The 15,508-nt window shown below is 70.0% G+C and carries 19 protein-coding genes, 1 tRNA gene and 1 riboswitch; of the genes, 5 read left to right on the top strand and 15 right to left on the bottom strand.

Annotated features, from left to right (window positions below; all coding sequences use genetic code 11):
• Positions 1-45 precede the first annotated feature (45 nt).
• The 3 genes from JL475_RS12410 to JL475_RS12400 form a co-directional block, all read right to left on the bottom strand.
• The gene (locus tag JL475_RS12410) at positions 46-1,107 is read right to left on the bottom strand and encodes an ABC transporter ATP-binding protein (RefSeq protein ID WP_307825031.1); all 1,062 of its coding nucleotides are present in this window, start codon (positions 1,105-1,107) and stop codon (positions 46-48) included.
• 3 nt (positions 1,108-1,110) lie between these two features.
• The gene (locus JL475_RS12405; protein WP_202277651.1) at positions 1,111-1,875 is read right to left on the bottom strand and encodes an ABC transporter permease; all 765 of its coding nucleotides are present in this window, start codon (positions 1,873-1,875) and stop codon (positions 1,111-1,113) included.
• A 67-nt stretch (positions 1,876-1,942) separates the two neighbouring features.
• Positions 1,943-2,728 carry an ABC-2 family transporter protein gene (locus tag JL475_RS12400; protein ID WP_202277652.1) on the bottom strand — a complete coding sequence of 262 codons (786 nt, stop codon included), beginning with the start codon at positions 2,726-2,728 and terminating at the stop codon, positions 1,943-1,945.
• A gap of 402 nt (positions 2,729-3,130) precedes the next feature.
• Here JL475_RS12400 and JL475_RS12395 point away from each other — a divergent pair, with 402 nt between their 5' ends.
• Entirely contained in the window at positions 3,131-5,605 is a 2,475-nt protein-coding gene (locus JL475_RS12395) for a transglycosylase domain-containing protein (RefSeq protein ID WP_202277635.1), read from the top strand.
• Positions 5,606-5,630: 25 nt separating this feature from the next.
• Here the strand turns inward: JL475_RS12395 and sugE are convergent, their stop codons facing one another.
• The 3 genes from sugE to JL475_RS12380 form a co-directional block, all read right to left on the bottom strand.
• A complete protein-coding gene (sugE, locus tag JL475_RS12390) occupies positions 5,631-5,951 on the bottom strand; it encodes a quaternary ammonium compound efflux SMR transporter SugE (protein ID WP_202277634.1) in 321 nt (106 codons plus the stop codon).
• Positions 5,952-5,983: 32 nt separating this feature from the next.
• Positions 5,984-6,044, bottom strand: a riboswitch (guanidine-III (ykkC-III) riboswitch).
• Between the two features lie 77 nt (positions 6,045-6,121).
• Entirely contained in the window at positions 6,122-6,478 is a 357-nt protein-coding gene (locus JL475_RS12385) for a co-chaperone GroES (RefSeq protein WP_202277633.1), read from the bottom strand.
• A gap of 55 nt (positions 6,479-6,533) precedes the next feature.
• On the bottom strand, positions 6,534-6,863 hold the full coding sequence (locus tag JL475_RS12380) for a DUF3618 domain-containing protein (RefSeq protein ID WP_202277632.1): 330 nt from the start codon (positions 6,861-6,863) through the stop codon (positions 6,534-6,536).
• A 145-nt stretch (positions 6,864-7,008) separates the two neighbouring features.
• Between JL475_RS12380 and bcp the strand changes: the two genes are divergently transcribed.
• Both bcp and JL475_RS12370 read left to right on the top strand, forming a co-directional pair.
• Positions 7,009-7,476: a thioredoxin-dependent thiol peroxidase gene (gene bcp, locus JL475_RS12375; RefSeq protein ID WP_202277631.1), complete on the top strand. Its 468-nt coding sequence runs from the start codon at positions 7,009-7,011 to the stop codon at positions 7,474-7,476.
• A gap of 162 nt (positions 7,477-7,638) precedes the next feature.
• A tRNA-Leu gene (locus JL475_RS12370) sits at positions 7,639-7,711 on the top strand.
• A 49-nt stretch (positions 7,712-7,760) separates the two neighbouring features.
• On the opposite strand, the gene rdgB is transcribed toward JL475_RS12370, so the two are convergent.
• The 4 genes from rdgB to JL475_RS12350 all read right to left on the bottom strand — a co-directional run bounded on the left by rdgB (position 7,761) and on the right by JL475_RS12350 (position 10,044).
• Positions 7,761-8,363: an RdgB/HAM1 family non-canonical purine NTP pyrophosphatase gene (gene rdgB, locus JL475_RS12365; protein ID WP_202277630.1), complete on the bottom strand. Its 603-nt coding sequence runs from the start codon at positions 8,361-8,363 to the stop codon at positions 7,761-7,763.
• A gap of 49 nt (positions 8,364-8,412) precedes the next feature.
• A complete protein-coding gene (locus JL475_RS12360) occupies positions 8,413-8,811 on the bottom strand; it encodes a hypothetical protein (protein ID WP_202277629.1) in 399 nt (132 codons plus the stop codon).
• 138 nt (positions 8,812-8,949) lie between these two features.
• On the bottom strand, positions 8,950-9,687 hold the full coding sequence (rph, locus tag JL475_RS12355; RefSeq protein ID WP_202277628.1) for a ribonuclease PH: 738 nt from the start codon (positions 9,685-9,687) through the stop codon (positions 8,950-8,952).
• A 123-nt stretch (positions 9,688-9,810) separates the two neighbouring features.
• Positions 9,811-10,044, bottom strand: coding sequence for a glucose PTS transporter subunit EIIB (locus JL475_RS12350; RefSeq protein WP_202277627.1), 234 nt, complete (start codon positions 10,042-10,044; stop codon positions 9,811-9,813).
• A 546-nt stretch (positions 10,045-10,590) separates the two neighbouring features.
• Between JL475_RS12350 and JL475_RS12345 the strand changes: the two genes are divergently transcribed.
• Entirely contained in the window at positions 10,591-11,841 is a 1,251-nt protein-coding gene (locus JL475_RS12345) for a PTS transporter subunit EIIC (protein ID WP_202277626.1), read from the top strand.
• Between the two features lie 112 nt (positions 11,842-11,953).
• On the opposite strand, the gene JL475_RS12340 is transcribed toward JL475_RS12345, so the two are convergent.
• The gene (locus JL475_RS12340) at positions 11,954-12,703 is read right to left on the bottom strand and encodes an MBL fold metallo-hydrolase (protein ID WP_202277625.1); all 750 of its coding nucleotides are present in this window, start codon (positions 12,701-12,703) and stop codon (positions 11,954-11,956) included.
• A gap of 219 nt (positions 12,704-12,922) precedes the next feature.
• On the opposite strand from JL475_RS12340, the gene JL475_RS12335 reads away from it, so the two are divergent.
• Positions 12,923-13,405, top strand: coding sequence for a type II toxin-antitoxin system PemK/MazF family toxin (locus tag JL475_RS12335; protein ID WP_202277624.1), 483 nt, complete (start codon positions 12,923-12,925; stop codon positions 13,403-13,405).
• 105 nt (positions 13,406-13,510) lie between these two features.
• On the opposite strand, the gene JL475_RS12330 is transcribed toward JL475_RS12335, so the two are convergent.
• The 4 genes from JL475_RS12330 to JL475_RS12320 form a co-directional block, all read right to left on the bottom strand.
• Positions 13,511-14,461 (bottom strand): PLP-dependent cysteine synthase family protein, encoded by a 951-nt coding sequence (locus JL475_RS12330; RefSeq protein WP_202277623.1) that lies wholly within the window; start codon positions 14,459-14,461, stop codon positions 13,511-13,513.
• A gap of 6 nt (positions 14,462-14,467) precedes the next feature.
• Positions 14,468-14,755 carry a MoaD/ThiS family protein gene (locus JL475_RS12325; protein WP_202277622.1) on the bottom strand — a complete coding sequence of 96 codons (288 nt, stop codon included), beginning with the start codon at positions 14,753-14,755 and terminating at the stop codon, positions 14,468-14,470.
• A gap of 123 nt (positions 14,756-14,878) precedes the next feature.
• Positions 14,879-14,974, bottom strand: coding sequence for a putative leader peptide (locus tag JL475_RS41700; protein ID WP_323056066.1), 96 nt, complete (start codon positions 14,972-14,974; stop codon positions 14,879-14,881).
• Positions 14,975-15,070: 96 nt separating this feature from the next.
• Positions 15,071-15,493, bottom strand: a complete 423-nt coding sequence (locus JL475_RS12320) for a Mov34/MPN/PAD-1 family protein (protein ID WP_202277621.1) — start codon at positions 15,491-15,493, stop codon at positions 15,071-15,073.
• Between the last annotated feature and the right edge of the window lie 15 nt (positions 15,494-15,508).

The following is a 15,508-nucleotide window of genomic DNA, read 5'->3' as shown; positions in this document are numbered from 1 at the left end:
GCAGCCTACGAGGTCCCCCGACCGAGGGCTACGAGCGGCCGAGGGCTACGAGACCGCCTGCCCCGCCCCGTCCGCCCGTCCCGCCCGCTCCGCCCCGTCCGCCTGCTCTGCCTGCTCCGCGTACATCTTCGCGATCACCGCCTCGATGTCCGGCTCCCGCACCGACAGGTCGACCAGCGGGTACTCCGCCGCGATCCGCGCCACCAGCGAAGCCGCCGACTCCGCCGCCGGGAACGCCAGCCACTGCCTCGGCCCCTCCACCCGCACCACCCGCGCGGGCGCCGGCGCGTCGATCGGAGGCATCTCCCGCTCCAGGTCCACCACCAGGGTCCGCTCGCTCTCCCCCGCCCGGTGCAGCCCGGCGAGCGTGCCGTCGTACATCAGCCGGCCGTGGTCGATGACCATCACCCGCGAGCACAACTGCTCGATGTCCTGCAGATCGTGCGTGGTCAGCAGCACCGTCGTGGCCCGCTCGGCGTTCAACTCCCTCAGGAACTCCCGCACCTTGGCCTTGGAGACGACGTCCAGGCCGATGGTCGGCTCGTCCAGGTACAGCACCTCCGGGTCGTGCAGCAGCGCCGCCGCGATGTCGCCGCGCATCCGCTGCCCCAGGGACAGCTGCCGCACCGGAGTGTCCAACAGGGCGCGCAGATCCAGCAGTTCGACCAGCCGCTCCAGGTTCGCGCGGTACCGCGCGTCGGGAATCCGGTACATGCGGTGCATCAACCGGTACGAGTCGATCAGCGGCAGGTCCCACCACAGCGTCGTCCGCTGCCCGAACACCACCCCGATACGGTGCGCCAGCCGCACCCGCTCCCGGGTGGGATCGATACCGGCCACCCGCAGCCGGCCGCCGCTCGGAGTGAGGATCCCCGTCAGCATCTTGATGGTGGTCGACTTGCCCGCGCCGTTCGGCCCGATGTAGCCGACCATCTCACCGCGGGCCACGGCGAACGAGAGCGAGTCCACGGCCCGCACCCGCCGCCGCTCCCGCTTCAGGAAGCCGGTCTTCTTCCGTACGTCGAAGACCTTCTCGACCCGGTCGAGAAGGATGAACCCGCCGTCACCGTCGCCCTCGCGCCGCCCGCCGCCACCGTCGTCGTCCACCGGCTAACTCCCTGTACTCCGATACGAACGAAGCCCCGCCCGCCACGCCACCCCCGCCAGCGCGCAGCACACCGCCGCCACCACCGGCGAGGCGAACGCCGCCCACTCCGGCAGTCCGAGCGGATACGGCCGGTCCAACACATAGGACGCGGGGACCCAGTTGACGAAGGCGAGCGGCAGCACGAAGGTCACCCCGCGCACCAGTTCCTGCGCGAACACCGTCGGCGGATACTGCAGCAGCGTCTGCCCGCCGTAGGTGAACGCGTTCTGCACCTCGGACGCGTCCTGCGCCACGAACTGGAACGCCGCGCCCGCCACGAACACCGCACAGAAGATCGCCGCCCCGCTCGCCACCGTCACCGGCAGCAACAGCAGCTTCAGCGGCGTCCAGTCCACGTCCAGCGAGACGAGGGCCCAGCACAGGACGATCAGCCCCTGCAGCAGGCGGGCGACCCGGCGCAGCGCGAAACGGTCCGCGGCCACCTGGGCGAGCACCGGCACCGGCCGCACCAGCAGCGTGTCCAGCGTGCCGTCGCGCACCCGGCGCCCCAGCCGGTCCATCGAACCCAGCGCCAGGTCCGCGGTCCCGAAGGACAGCATGGACAGGCCGTACAGGAACGCCACCTCGGCCAGGACGTAACCGGCCAGCACGTCGACGTGCGAGAACATCAGCACGATGCCGACGAAGTCAAGCCCGGTCACCACCAGAGACCCCACGGTCGTCAGTACGAACGACGCCCGGTACGCCATGGTCGACCGGATCCACATCCCCGCGATCAGCCCGTACGCCCGCACCCCCCGCACCAGCCCGCCACCGTGCACCGGCCCGCCGCCGTCAGCCACCCTGGACCACCACCCGCCGCGTCGCCGCCGACTGCACCAGCCGTCCCGTCGCCAGCAGCGCCACCGCCCACGCGCCCTGGAGCGCGAACACCGGCAACGCGCCCGTCTCGCCCATCAGGACGTCGGCCGGCCCCTGGAGGAGCGCCGCCCACGGCAACACCCGTACGACCTCACCGAACAGCCCGGGAAAGACGTTCAACGGCAGCACCATGCCCGAACAGAGCAGCCCCAGGATCATCAGCATCTGCATCACACCCGTGCCGTCCAGCAGCCAGAACGTACTCAGCGCCACCAGATACCGGATCGCGAAACTGACCACCATCGCGAGCGGCACCGTCAGCAGGAACGCCAGCCAGGTCAGCGGATCGCCGGGCAGCGCCACCGGGAAGACCAGCACCCCGAACAGGAAGGGAACCACCCCCCGCCCCAGCAACTGGAACCCCGACCGGCCCAGATCGTGCGCCAGCCACCACCACTGGAGGTCGGCCGGCCGGTACAGGTCGATCGCGATCTCACCCGTACGGATCCGTTCCATCAGCTCGATCTCGAACCCGCCGCCCTGAACGGCCAGCGTCGCGTACAGCGCCTGCCCCAGCCACACGTACGTGACCGCCTGCGCCGACCCGTACCCCCCGAGGTCCGGCCGCTCGTTCCACAGCGCCAGATACGTGTACACGAGGATCAGCCCGAAGACGGTGTTGGTGAACACCCCGGCCACCGTCGCCGCCCGGTACGTCGCGTACCGCCGAAAACCCCCGGCCACGACGGCCAGATACAACCGAACCGAGCCCCCACCTGCGCGTAAGCCGGTACTCGCGGCCACACCCACCCCCGCGTCCCCCGCCGCGTCCACGTCCCCGGCCTCGCCCACCACCGCCTCCCGACCCCTCCGCGTCCGACGCCGAAGCGCAGGATCGTACTGCCCGCACCTGACGCCCCGCCAGGTGTTTTCCGGCGGCCTCGCAGGCAGACGACCCCGCACCGGAACCGGCGGCCCGCGGCCGTACCCCGTAGCTCGAGGGCCATACGTGTGAGAAGCCGCATGCCAGGCCGAGACGCGCCGTCGCCAGGGAAGTGAGCGCCGGATGCGACAGTCTTCTATAGGAGGAACGCACGACGCGAATGTGAACTCATCACGCGTACCGCATCGAACACGGTGAAACAGGAGGCCGTACTCGACATGAGCGACGAGCCGCAGCCACAGCAGCACGGCCAGGGCTGGGCACCGCGGGAGCCGCGGGCCGCCGGCACCCCGCAGCGCGGAACCGGGACCGGAACCGGGACCGGGGGCAAGCGGGTGCGCACCGGATGGCGCCGCTACGTCCCCACCTGGCGGATGGTGCTCGGCGGCTTCCTCGTCACCGCCCTCCTGCTCGTCGGCGGGTTCTTCCTCGGCTACAGCCTGGTGCACATCCCGTCCGCCAACGCCCTCGCCACCAAACAGGCCAACGTCTACCTGTACGCCGACGGCTCCGTCCTCGCCCGCGACGGCGAGGTCAACCGGGAGAGCGTCAGCCTCGACCGGATCTCCGAGGAAGCCCAGCACGCGGTCCTCGCCGCCGAGGACCGCGACTTCTACACCGAGTCCGCCGTCGACCCCCAGGCGATGATCCGCGCCGCGTGGAACACCGCCACCGGCAAGGGCAAGCAGTCCGGCTCGACCATCACCCAGCAGTACGTGAAGAACTACTACCTGCGCCAGGAGCAGACCGTCACCCGCAAGGTGAAGGAGTTCTTCATCGCCATCAAACTGGACCGCGAACAGAGCAAGGACGAGATCCTCGAGGGCTACCTCAACACCAGCTACTTCGGGCGCAACGCCTACGGCATCCAGGCCGCCGCCCAGGCCTACTACGGCGTGGACGCACAGGACCTCGACGCCCCCCGCGCCGCCTACCTCGCCGCCCTCGTCAACGCCCCCAGCCAGTACGACGTCATCGCCCACCCGGAGAACCGGCCCGCCGTCGAGTCCCGCTGGAACTACGTCCTGGACGGCATGGTCCAGAAGGGCTGGCTGAGCAAGGCGGAGCGCACCGGCCTGAAGTTCCCCAAGCCGAAGAAGACCACCACCTCCACCGGCATGTCCGGCCAGCGCGGCTACATCGTGCGCACCGTGAAGGACCACCTGATCCGGAACAAGATCCTCGACGAGGAGGAACTCGACGCCGGCGGCCACCGCATCACCACCACCCTGCACAAGGACAAGCAGGACGCCTTCGTCGACGCCGTCAACGACAACCTGATGGACCGGCTCGACCCGGAGAACCGCAAGGTCGACACCTACGTCCGCGCGGGCGGCGCCGCCATCGACCCCCGCTCCGGCAAGGTCGTGGCGATGTACAACGGCATCGACTACGTCAAGCAGTACACCCCCAACGCCACCCGCAGGGACTACCAGGTCGGCTCCATCTTCAAACCGTTCGTGTTCGCCTCCGCCGTCGAGAACGGATCCACCACCCAGAGCGGCCAGGCCATCACCCCGAACACCGTCTACGACGGCACCAACGAACGCCCCGTCCAGGGCTGGCCCGGCGAACGCTACGCCCCGGCCAACGAGGACGACCGCTCCTACGGCCACATCACCGTCCGCGAGGCCACCGACAAGTCCGTCAACGCCGTCTACGCCCAGATGGCGGTCGACGTCGGCTCCGACAAGGTCCAGCAGACCGCCGTCGACCTCGGCATCCCCGCCACCACCCCCGAGCTGACCGCCTCCCCCTCCATCGCCCTCGGGGTGGCCACCGCCAGCGCCCTGGACATGGCCGAGGCGTACGCGACCCTCGCCAACCACGGCGAGCACGGCGCCTACACGATGATCGAGAAGATCACCAAGGACGGGAACAAGACGGTGCCACTGCCCGAGCGGAAGACCCGCCGGGCCGTGAGCCGCGAAGCCGCCGACACCACGACCGCCGTCCTGCGCGGCGTCGTCCAGAACGGCACCGCCTCCGCCGCCCAGGGCGCCGGCCGCCCCGCCGCCGGCAAGACCGGCACCGCCGAGGAGGACCGGGCCGCCTGGTTCGCCGGCTACACCCCCGAACTGGCCACCGTCGTCTCCGTCATGGGCCAGGACCCCGTCACCGCCGAGCAGAAGAAGCTGTACGGCGCCATGGGCCTGCCCCGCATCAACGGCGGCGGCCCCCCGGCCGAGATCTGGGCCCAGTTCACCCGGGAAGCGCTCAAGGGCGAACCCGTCAGCGACTTCGACCTCCGGCTCCAGAGCGGCGCCGAGCGCACCGCACCGCCCACCGCGAGCGCCGACCCGTCCTCGAGCACCCCGGACGACGACACGTCCCAGGCACCCGGCACGGACGAGAGCGTGAACCGGAACCCGGGCCAGGACGAGGACGGCACCGAAGGCGGGACCCAGGGCCGGACCGACGAAGGCACCACCGGCGACATCCCCACCGGCGGCGGCACGGCGGACGGCGGCACCACACCCGCCGGTGACACCACGGGCGTCACCGGCGGTGGCACGGGAAGCACAGGAAACACGGGCAACACGGGCAACAGCGGCACCGACGGAGCCAACGGCACGGACGGCACGGGCCGCACGGGCGGCCCCTCCGGAACCGGCACGGACACCGGCAGAGGCGGCCAGGACGGCCAGGACGGCCTCACCGGCTTCATCCAGCAGAGCGCCCGCAGACAGTGAACGACCCGGGAGCAGGCGACCGGACTCAGTGCCCCGAGGTCACCTTCAGCCCCACCACGGCGACCACCAGGAGAGAGACGAAGAAGATCCGGGCCGCGGTCACCGGCTCCCCCAGCACCACCATGCCCAGCACCGCCGCCCCGGCCGCACCGATCCCCACCCACACGCCGTACGCCGTACCTATCGGCAGCGTCTTCGCCGCGTACGACAGCAGCACCATGCTCGCGACGATGCCGGCACCGGTGAGAACACTCGGAACGAGACGGGTGAAACCCTCGGTGTACTTCATACCGATCGCCCAGCCCACCTCGAGCAGACCGGCGACCACCAACAGAACCCAGGCCATGACAGGCACCTCCGGGACACGAAAGAAACGGGGGTGCGTCGTCTTTGCCTTCACCCGGTACGGCGCGTCTCGTCGGGGCCCGGCAGGCTCGCCACCAGGCCCGCCCACTCTAACCAAAAACAGGGAAAAGGGCTGGTGACGACGGTCACCAGCCCTTCCTCGTCCCAGACCTACAGGTACAACCCCGTCGAGTCCTCCGAACCCTCGAACCGGTCCGCGGCCACGGCGTGCAGATCACGCTCCCGCATCAGCACATAGGCGGTGCCCCGCACCTCGACCTCCGCACGGTCCTCCGGATCGAACAGCACCCGGTCACCCGGCTCCACCGTCCGCACGTTCTGCCCCACCGCGACGACCTCGGCCCACGCCAGTCGGCGGCCCACCGCCGCCGTCGCGGGAATCAGGATGCCGCCCCCGGAACGCCGCTCGCCCTCGCTCGCGTCCTGCCGCACGAGTACACGGTCGTGCAGCATCCGGATGGGCAGCTTGTCGTGCCGGGGGTCGTGCTCGTTTCTCTTGGCGCTCACACCTGAAACCTACCTGCCCTCACCACGGACGCACGCCGTCGGGTCGGGGTCCGGGTCAGCGCTTGCGCCGACGCGTCCCCAGGGTCAGCAGCCCCACGACGCCCACCGCCAGGAGTGCCACCGGCACGACCCGCTCCAGCCGCGGCGCACCGTCCGCGTCCACGAACTGCGCCTTCACATCGCTCACCGCACGATTGACCCCCACGTACGCCCTGCCGAGCGTGTGGTCGATGTTGGAGGCGACCCTGGCCTTCGCGTCCCCGACGATCGTCTTCGGGTGCACCCGCACACCGATCTCGTCGAGGGTCTCGGCCAGCACCGCGCGACGGCGGCTGATGTCCGCCTCGATCTGCGCCGGGGTCCTGGTGTCCGCCGTGTCCGCCACCGTGTCGCCTCCGAAATCCACTGAAACCCGTACCTGTGCCGGACAGTCTGTCAGCTTCACGCCGCGCCGCACCGGCAGGGCACCCGGTTACCCTCGATCCCGGCACCTGATCCACCCAGCGCGCACGTACGAGGAGACCAGACCGATGAGCGAACGCCTCCAGCCCGGGGACGAGGCCCCCGCCTTCACCCTGCCCGACGCCGACGGCAACGAGGTGTCCCTGGCCGACCACAAGGGCCGCAAGGTCATCGTCTACTTCTACCCGGCCGCGCTCACCCCCGGCTGCACCAAGCAGGCCTGCGACTTCACCGACAACCTGGAACTGCTGGCCGGCGCGGGCTACGACGTCATCGGCGTCTCGCCCGACAAGCCGGAGAAGCTCGCCAAGTTCCGCGAGAAGGAGTCCCTGAAGGTCACCCTCCTCGCCGACCCGGACAAGCAGGTCCTGGAGGCGTACGGCGCCTACGGCGAGAAGAAGCTCTACGGCAAGACGGTCGTCGGCGTCATCCGCTCCACGATCGTCGTCGACGAGGACGGCAAGGTCGAACGCGCCCTCTACAACGTCAAGGCCACGGGCCACGTCGCCAAGATCATCAAGGACCTGGCGATCTGAGCCGGAGAACCCCGACAACGGCTCGTACCGGCCCCCCGGTACGAGCCGTTCCGCATTTCGAACTTGCAGTCGCCGTGCCCGAACTGCCGTGCGATCGCCGAGACCTGGTGCCGAGGTGGCCAGCGACGGCATACTTCCGCCCAGTAAGGTAGAGCGGAGCTGGCGCCCGTACGCCAACGGCTGAGCGGCGATCTTTAGGTGGTCGTGTCTGTCGGTTCGAATCCGACCGGGCGTACAGACGGAGCGGCCCTGCACCTCGCCAGGGGTGCAGGGCCGCTCCCGAATCAGCCCAACAGCTCCCGCACCGCCGGTACCAGTGCCCGGAAGGCCTTGCCGCGGTGGCTTATGGCGTTCTTCTCCGCTGCGGAGAGCTCCGCGCAGGTGCGGGTTTCGCCGTCGGGCTGGAGGATCGGGTCGTAGCCGAAGCCGCCCGTGCCGGCGGGGGTGTGGCGGAGGGTGCCGCGGAGTTGACCCTCGACGACGCGTTCGGTGCCGTCGGGGAGGGCGAGGGCGGCGGCGCAGGCGAAGTGGGCGCCGCGGTGGTCGTCGGGGATGTCGGAGAGCTGGGCGAGGAGCAGGTCGAGGTTGGCCCGGTCGTCGCCGTGCCGGCCGGCCCAGCGGGCGGAGAAGATGCCGGGGGCGCCGTTGAGGACGTCGACGCAGAGGCCGGAGTCGTCGGCGACGGCGGGGTGGCCGGTGGCCTGGGCGAGGGCGTGGGCCTTGAGGAGGGCGTTCTCGGCGAAGGTGGTGCCGGTTTCCTTGACGTCGGGGATGTCGGGGTAGGCGTCGGCGCCGACGAGTTCGTGGGGCAGTCCGGCGTCGGCGAGGATCGACCGGAGTTCGGTGATCTTTCCGGCGTTGCGGGTGGCGAGGATCAGGCGCGTCATGGGGCCCAGTATTCCGGGCCCCATGACACCGGCTGCTCGCCCCCTCGTGCTACGGCGTGCAGACCTTCGTCAGTTCGCCGGCCGCGTCGGTGACGGGGCTGATGTCGGGGGTCTTGTCGCCGTCCTTGATGGAGGTGCGGACGTTGGCGGTGGCCTGTTCGAGGTCGTCGACGGCCTTGCCGACGTCGGCGTTGTCGGTCTTGTCGCTTATCTCGCCGAGGTTTTGCTCGATGGAGTCGAGGGACTCCTCGAGCTGGGTGACGTCGTCGGAGGCGTTCTCCACGGCCTGTTGGAGTTCGGTGACGCTGTCGGCGATGGCGTCGGCGGTCCGGACGCAGTCGAGTGCCTTGTCGACGGCGCTGCAGCCGGTGGTGAGTCCGGCGGTCAGTGCGACGGCCGCCAGTGTGGCGGCGACGGCTGTGGTGCGGCGTCGGCGGCTCGCGGCCATGGAACGGTTCCTCCTTGTCGGGCCGGGCGGCCCTTGTCGCTTGCCGGGCGCCCGGGTTCGGTCGTGCGTCCGTACTCCTTCAGACGCGGGGGTGGCCGGCGCGGTTGCCCGCGCCGGCCACGTCCCTTGGTGCGTCTTTTACCTTTCGAGGACGCTGTCGAGCGCGGTCTGCTGGACGGTGGTCAGGTCTGCGCAGCCGGCGACAGCGAGGTCGAGGAGGGTGTTGAGTTCGGTGCGGTCGAAGGGGGCTGCCTCGGCGGTGCCCTGGACCTCGACGAAGCGGCCGTCGCCGGTGCAGATGACGTTCATGTCGGTGTCGGCGCGTACGTCTTCCTCGTAGCAGAGGTCGAGGAGCGGGACGCCGTCGACGATGCCGACGGAGACGGCGCTGACGGTGCCGGTGAGGGGCTGGCGGCTGGCGCGGATGAGCTTGTTGTTCCTGGACCAGTTGATGGCGTCGGCGAGGGCGACGTAGGCGCCGGTGATGGCGGCGGTGCGGGTGCCGCCGTCGGCCTGGAGGACGTCGCAGTCCAGGACGATGGTGTTCTCGCCGAGTTGTTTGTAGTCGATGACGGCGCGCAGGGAGCGGCCGATGAGGCGGCTGATCTCGTGGGTGCGGCCGCCGATGCGGCCGCGGACGGATTCGCGGTCGCCGCGGGTGTTGGTGGCGCGGGGGAGCATCGAGTACTCGGCGGTGACCCAGCCCTCGCCGCTGCCCTTGCGCCAGCGGGGGACGCCTTCGGTGACGGAGGCGGTGCAGAGGACCTTGGTGTCGCCGAAGGAGACGAGGACGGAGCCTTCGGCGTGCTTGCTCCAGCCGCGTTCGATGGTGACCGGGCGGAGTTGATCGGGGGTGCGGCCGTCGATTCGAGACATGGCGTCGAGCCTAGTCGCATGTGGGAAGGGCCCCTTCCGGGGTGGCGGGCTCGCCGTCGTCCGGAAGGGGCCCTCGGGGGCCGGGGGTTGCCCGGTTGCCGGGTTCGCCCGGTTCGCCGGGTGTCACATCATGTCTTCGATCTCGGCCGCGATCGGGTCGGCGTCGGTGCCGATGACGACCTGGATGGCGGTGCCCATCTTGACAACGCCGTGGGCGCCGGCGGACTTCAGTGCGGCGTCGTCGACCTTGGTGGGGTCGGTGACTTCGGTGCGGAGGCGGGTGATGCAGCCCTCGATCTCTTCGATGTTGTCGATGCCGCCGAGCCCGGCAACGATCTTCTCAGCCTTGGTGGCCATGTTCGCTCTCCCTGATCCGAACCGCTTTGTCGCAGTAACCCACAGTTGACACATCTTTGCGAGCGGTCGTGCCGCCTGTGCCGAAGGATGGCGTCACGACAGCGGAACCGCCCTCGGCTGGTCTACACCACCGGGAGTGCCGTCGCCAAACCCCGCCGCGGACGCCTCCCGGCACTCCCGGGCACTCCCGCCGGAGGGGGCCGACGCGCACGCGGAGTCCCGTCGGTGCCGAACCTCCGGTCGACTCCCTGCGCGAACGCCGACACCGCTCCCTCCAGGGCCCACAGAAGACGGGCCGCAGCCCGCAGTCGCCGATCAGGGTGTTGTCGGCGGCGGCCCCCTTTAAAGTGGAGCCGGTCGTTCAGGCCCTCGGAGCATGGCTCCGGGGGCCTTTCGGTGCCCCTCGGGAACGGTGCCGCGGGCCGCGGGGCGGGCACTGTGCGTAGTGCTCCGGTTGCGGAATCCATGGGTTCCTCATAGGGCCTTCATCGTGCTACAACAGGTCTACACCACTGGGTGGTATAGACCACCACCGATGGAGGAAGTATGAGCACCGCCACCGCATCGGCGGCTCCCGCAAAGAAGCGGGGATCCGGCCTGTTCCAGGGCCTGCAGAAGGTCGGCCGCAGTCTCCAGCTCCCGATCGCCGTGCTGCCGGCGGCGGGCCTGATGGTCCGGCTCGGCCAGGACGACGTTTTCGGCAAGGACGGCCTCGGCTGGGACAAGGTCGCCTCGGTGTTCGCCAACGCGGGCGGCGCCATCACCGGCAGCCTCCCGATGCTCTTCTGCATCGGCGTCGCCATCGGCTTCGCCAAGAAGGCCGACGGCTCGACGGCCCTCGCCGCCCTGGTGGGCTTCCTGGTCTACAGCAAGGTTCTCGAGTCGTTCCCGGTCACCGAGGCCAAGATCCAGGACGGCGCGGACATAGCCGCGACCTACAACAACCCCGGTGTCCTCGGTGGCATCATCATGGGTTTGCTCTCGGCGGTCCTGTGGCAGCGGTACCACCGCAAGAAGTTGGTGGACTGGCTCGGCTTCTTCAACGGCCGGCGTCTCGTCCCGATCATCATGGCCTTCGTCGGCGTCGTCGTCGGCGTCTTCTTCGGACTGGTCTGGGAACCGATCGGTGAGGCCATCGGCGAATTCGGCGAGTGGATGACCGAACTGGGCTCGTTCGGCGCCGCCCTCTTCGGCCTGATCAACCGGGCGCTCATCCCCATCGGCATGCACCAGTTCGTGAACACGGTGGCGTGGTTCCAGCTCGGCGAGTTCACCAACGCCGCCGGCGACACGGTCCAGGGCGACTACAGCCGTTTCCTGGACGGCGACCCGACCGCCGGCATGTTCATGTCCGGCTTCTTCCCGATCATGATGTTCGGCCTGCCGGCCGCCGCCCTCGCCATCGCGCACACCGCGCGTCCCGAGCGCCGCAAGGCCGTGCTGGGCATGATGGTCTCCCTTGCCCTGACCTCCTTCGTGACCGGTGTGACCGAGCCGATCGAGTTCTCGTTCATGTTCATCGCCCCGCTGCTCTACGCGATCCACGCGGTACTGACCGCCATCTCCATGGCCGTCACCTGGGGCCTGGGCGTCCACGCGGGCTTCAACTTCTCCGCCGGCTTCATCGATTACGCGCTCAACTGGAACCTGGCGACCAAGCCATGGCTGATCATCCCGATCGGTCTGGTCTTCGCGGCGATCTACTACACGGTGTTCCGCTTCGCGATCGTCAAGTTCAACCTGCCGACCCCGGGCCGTGAGCCCGAGGAGGAGGTCGAGGACACCACGAAGGCGTGAGTGGTCCCCGTCGTCCCCGTCGTCCCCGTACGACCGCACGACCGAGGCCCCGAGCCGTCAGGGAAGACGGCTCCGGGGCCTCGGTCGTGCGGGGGCTCGGACGTGCGGGAGCTCAGAGCACGTACGTCGCGCCGGGTGCCGCCAGTTCCACCGGGCCGTCGTAGACGGCACGGGCGTCGGCGAGGTTGACCTGGGGGTCGGTCCACGGGGCGATGTGGGTGAGGACCAGCCGGCGGGCGCGGGCACGGGCCGCCGACTCACCCGCCTCGCGGCCGTTGAGGTGCAGGTCGGGAATGTCCTCCTTGCCGTGGGTGAAGGCGGCCTCGCACAGGAACAGGTCGGTGTCGTGGGCGAGTTCGTCGAGCGCCCGGCACACTCCCGTGTCGCCGGAGTACGTCAGCGACTTCCCTCCGTGCTCGAGACGGATGGCGTACGCCTCCACCGGGTGCGCGACGCGTTCGGTGTGCACGACGAACGGGCCGATCTCGAAGGTGGAGGGCTTGACCGTGTGGAAGTCGAAGACCTCGCTCATGGAGGAGGCCGAGGGGGTGTCGGCGTAGGCGGTGGTCAGCCGGTGCTCCGTGCCCTCGGGTCCGAAGACCGGGATCGGGTCGCAGGGGCCTCCGTACCGGTAGTAGCGCGCCACGAAGTACGCGCACATGTCGATGCAGTGGTCGGCGTGCAGATGGCTGAGGAAGATCGCGTCCAGGTCGTAGAGACCGCAGTGGCGCTGCAGCTCGCCCAGGGCACCGTTGCCCATGTCGAGAAGCAGCCGGAAGCCGTCGGCCTCGACGAGGTAGCTCGAGCAGGCCGATTCCGTGGACGGGAACGACCCCGAGCAGCCGACGACGGTGAGCTTCATGAAGCAGAAACCTCCGCTGGCGGGGTAATGAAAACGGGGGTCGTGCGGTGCGTCGAGCGTAAGACGCAAAACCTTTGGCCGCTCCTCCGCCAGGGACGGTTGTGGGGGAACTCACCTGTGCTGTCACCGGTTCGGATGGCCGCGGGGCGCACGAGGGTGTGAGAGGGCGCACGCTCGCGGCTCACGCCGGTGCCGTCGGGTGCCCGGTACCGTCGGGTCATGGACACGTCGTGGTGGCTCGCACTCGTCGCGGTGGTACTGCTCGCACTGGTCGCCACGCTCGTCGACGGCTGGGGCCGGGGGCGCCGGCCCCGCTCCGGACGCCGGGCCGGTGCACGCCGGACGCGGTCCGCGACGGCGGACGCGGACACGGGCGGCGGTCCGCGGCCCGCGGAGATCTGGTGGGCCGACGCGCCCTACGAGGACGGACCGGCCGCGGGGTCCGGGGCGTCGAAGGACCGGCCGTGTCTGGTGCTGGCGGTGCGCGGGGAGCGGGCGACCGTCGCGAAGATCACGACGCGCTTCCGGGAGGGGCGCGGCAGGGTGATCCCGCTGCCCGTGGGGGCCGTGGGTGACGCCCGGGGGCGGGCGAGCTTCCTGGAGACGGACGAGGTGCGCGAGGTGCCGGTGCGGGGGTTCCGGCGCCGGGTGGGGGTCGTCGACCGGGCGCTGTGGGAGCGGGTGCGGCATCTGGCCCGGTGACCTCGTGGCGGGCGGGACGCAACGAGCGCCGAAGCCCCCGGGCCCCCGGAGACACCGAAGGGGCCGGAGTGGAACTCCGGCCCCTTCGTACTGCCCTCGTGGGGTTCACGCCCAGAGTTGGCCATGGAGCGTGTCGATGGCTTCCTCCGTCGTGGCGGCGGTGTAGACACCGGTCGACAGGTACTTCCAGCCGCCGTCGGCGACGACGAAGGCGACGTCGGCGGACTCCCCCGCCTTGAGCGCCTTGTTCGCGACGCCGATCGCGGCGTGCAGGGCGGCGCCGGTGGAGACACCGGCGAAGATGCCTTCCTGCTGGAGGAGTTCACGGGTGCGGGTGACCGCGTCGGCGGAGCCGACCGAGAAGCGGGTGGTGAGGACGGAGGCGTCGTACAGCTCGGGGACGAAGCCCTCGTCGAGGTTGCGCAGTCCGTAGACCAGGTCGTCGTAGCGTGGTTCCGCGGCGACGATCTTCACGTCCGGCTTGTGCTCGCGCAGGTAGCGGCCGACGCCCATGAGGGTGCCGGTGGTGCCGAGGCCGGCCACGAAGTGGGTGATCGAGGGGAGGTCGGCGAGGATCTCCGGGCCGGTCGTCGCGTAGTGGGCGCCGGCGTTGTCGGGGTTGCCGTACTGGTAGAGCATCACCCAGTCCGGGTGTTCGGCGGAGATCTCCTTGGCCACCCGTACGGCGGTGTTGGAGCCGCCCGCGGCCGGGGAGGAGATGATCTCCGCGCCCCACATGGCGAGGAGTTCCCGGCGCTCCTGGGAGGTGTTCTCGGGCATCACGCACACCATGCGGTAGCCCTTGAGCTTGGCGGCCATCGCCAGGGAGATGCCGGTGTTGCCGGACGTCGGCTCCAGGATGGTGCAGCCCGGGGTGAGCCGGCCGTCCTTCTCCGCCTGCTCGATCATGAACAGGGCCGGGCGGTCCTTGATCGAGCCGGTCGGGTTGCGGTCCTCGAGCTTCGCCCAGATGCGGACGTCGGGGGACGGCGACAGCCGCGGCAGGCCCACCAGAGGGGTGTTGCCCACCGCGGCCAGCGGCGAGTCGTAGCGCATCCGGGATCAGGCCGTGCCGCCGGCCACGGCCGGCAGGATCGTGACGTTGTCGCCGTCGGCCAGCTTGGTGTTGATGCCGTCCAGGAAGCGGACGTCCTCGTCGTTGAGGTACACGTTGACGAAGCGGCGCAGCTGGTCGCCCTTGCTGTCGTCGACGAGGCGGGCCCTGATGCCCGGGTGCCGGGTCTCGAGGTCGGCGAAGAGGTCGGTGAGGGTCTCCCCGGTGCCCTCCACCGCCTTCTGACCGTCGGTGTACTGGCGGAGGATGGTCGGGATACGGACCTCGATGGCCATGGCAGGGGGCTCCTGTCGGTTTGTCGTCTGGTCGGTGGGCGCGCGGCGGCGCGGGAGGTGCGCGGGCGTGCTTACGCGGTGGGACCGCCGGGGCTCACGGGCCGTACGGCGGGAAGCTCGGTGTCAACAGATGGCACTGGCGAGTCTGCACAGGTCGACGTGCAGCCGCGCCACGAGCAGCTTGCCCGGCGTCTTGTCGCTCACGTCATGGAGAACCATGAGCTCATCGTATCGATTCCCGATGACGGGAACCGAATGCCGTCTCACACTGCGGATGACTGACGACCGGGATGCGGGAACGCGCAGATCGGTGCGTCAGTACGCCTCGACGACCTTGACCTCTTCCTCCGTGACTTCGCCGTCCACGATGCGGAACGAGCGAAACTGGAACTCGCCGAGGCCGTCGAGGTCGGCGGTGGAGATCAGGACGTAGTGGGCGCCGGGCTCGCCGGCCAGGTCGACGTCGGTGCGGGAGGGGTGGGCCTCGGTCGCGGTGTGCGAGTGGTAGACGATCACCGGTTCCTCGTCGTTGTCGTCCATCTCGCGGTACAGCTTGAGCAGGTCCTGCGAGTCGAACTCGTAGAACGTGGGCGAGCGGGCCGCGTTCAGCATGGGGATGAAGCGCTCGGGGCGGCCGGAGCCCACGGGGCCCGCCACCACACCGCACGCCTCGTCGGGGTGGTCCTTGTGCGCGTGGGCGACGATCTGGTCGTACAGGGTCTGGGTGATGGTCAGCATGTGGCTCAGGATAAG

Origin of the sequence: Streptomyces sp. M2CJ-2 (assembly GCF_016757295.1) — a bacterium.
GTDB lineage: Bacteria > Actinomycetota > Actinomycetes > Streptomycetales > Streptomycetaceae > Streptomyces.
The sequence above is the reverse complement of the archived record's forward strand: the minus strand, read 5'-3'. Positions and strand labels throughout refer to the sequence as shown.

Excerpts from the sequence above, each read along its gene's own strand:
- JL475_RS12320 (WP_202277621.1), bottom strand. The coding sequence starts at position 15,493 with ATGCTGACCATCACCCAGACCCTGTACGACCAGATCGTCGCCCACGCG.
- JL475_RS12360 (WP_202277629.1), bottom strand. The coding sequence starts at position 8,811 with ATGGCCGCGAGCCGCCGACGCCGCACCACAGCCGTCGCCGCCACACTG.
- JL475_RS12395 (WP_202277635.1), top strand. The coding sequence starts at position 3,131 with ATGAGCGACGAGCCGCAGCCACAGCAGCACGGCCAGGGCTGGGCACCG.
- JL475_RS12340 (WP_202277625.1), bottom strand. The coding sequence starts at position 12,703 with ATGAAGCTCACCGTCGTCGGCTGCTCGGGGTCGTTCCCGTCCACGGAA.
- JL475_RS12330 (WP_202277623.1), bottom strand. The coding sequence starts at position 14,461 with ATGCGCTACGACTCGCCGCTGGCCGCGGTGGGCAACACCCCTCTGGTG.
- rdgB (WP_202277630.1), bottom strand. The coding sequence starts at position 8,363 with ATGACGCGCCTGATCCTCGCCACCCGCAACGCCGGAAAGATCACCGAA.
- rph (WP_202277628.1), bottom strand. The coding sequence starts at position 9,687 with ATGTCTCGAATCGACGGCCGCACCCCCGATCAACTCCGCCCGGTCACC.
- JL475_RS12350 (WP_202277627.1), bottom strand. The coding sequence starts at position 10,044 with ATGGCCACCAAGGCTGAGAAGATCGTTGCCGGGCTCGGCGGCATCGAC.
- JL475_RS12335 (WP_202277624.1), top strand. The coding sequence starts at position 12,923 with ATGGACACGTCGTGGTGGCTCGCACTCGTCGCGGTGGTACTGCTCGCA.
- JL475_RS12325 (WP_202277622.1), bottom strand. The coding sequence starts at position 14,755 with ATGGCCATCGAGGTCCGTATCCCGACCATCCTCCGCCAGTACACCGAC.
- JL475_RS12405 (WP_202277651.1), bottom strand. The coding sequence starts at position 1,875 with ATGTGGATCCGGTCGACCATGGCGTACCGGGCGTCGTTCGTACTGACG.
- bcp (WP_202277631.1), top strand. The coding sequence starts at position 7,009 with ATGAGCGAACGCCTCCAGCCCGGGGACGAGGCCCCCGCCTTCACCCTG.
- JL475_RS12345 (WP_202277626.1), top strand. The coding sequence starts at position 10,591 with ATGAGCACCGCCACCGCATCGGCGGCTCCCGCAAAGAAGCGGGGATCC.
- sugE (WP_202277634.1), bottom strand. The coding sequence starts at position 5,951 with ATGGCCTGGGTTCTGTTGGTGGTCGCCGGTCTGCTCGAGGTGGGCTGG.
- JL475_RS41700 (WP_323056066.1), bottom strand. The coding sequence starts at position 14,974 with ATGGTTCTCCATGACGTGAGCGACAAGACGCCGGGCAAGCTGCTCGTG.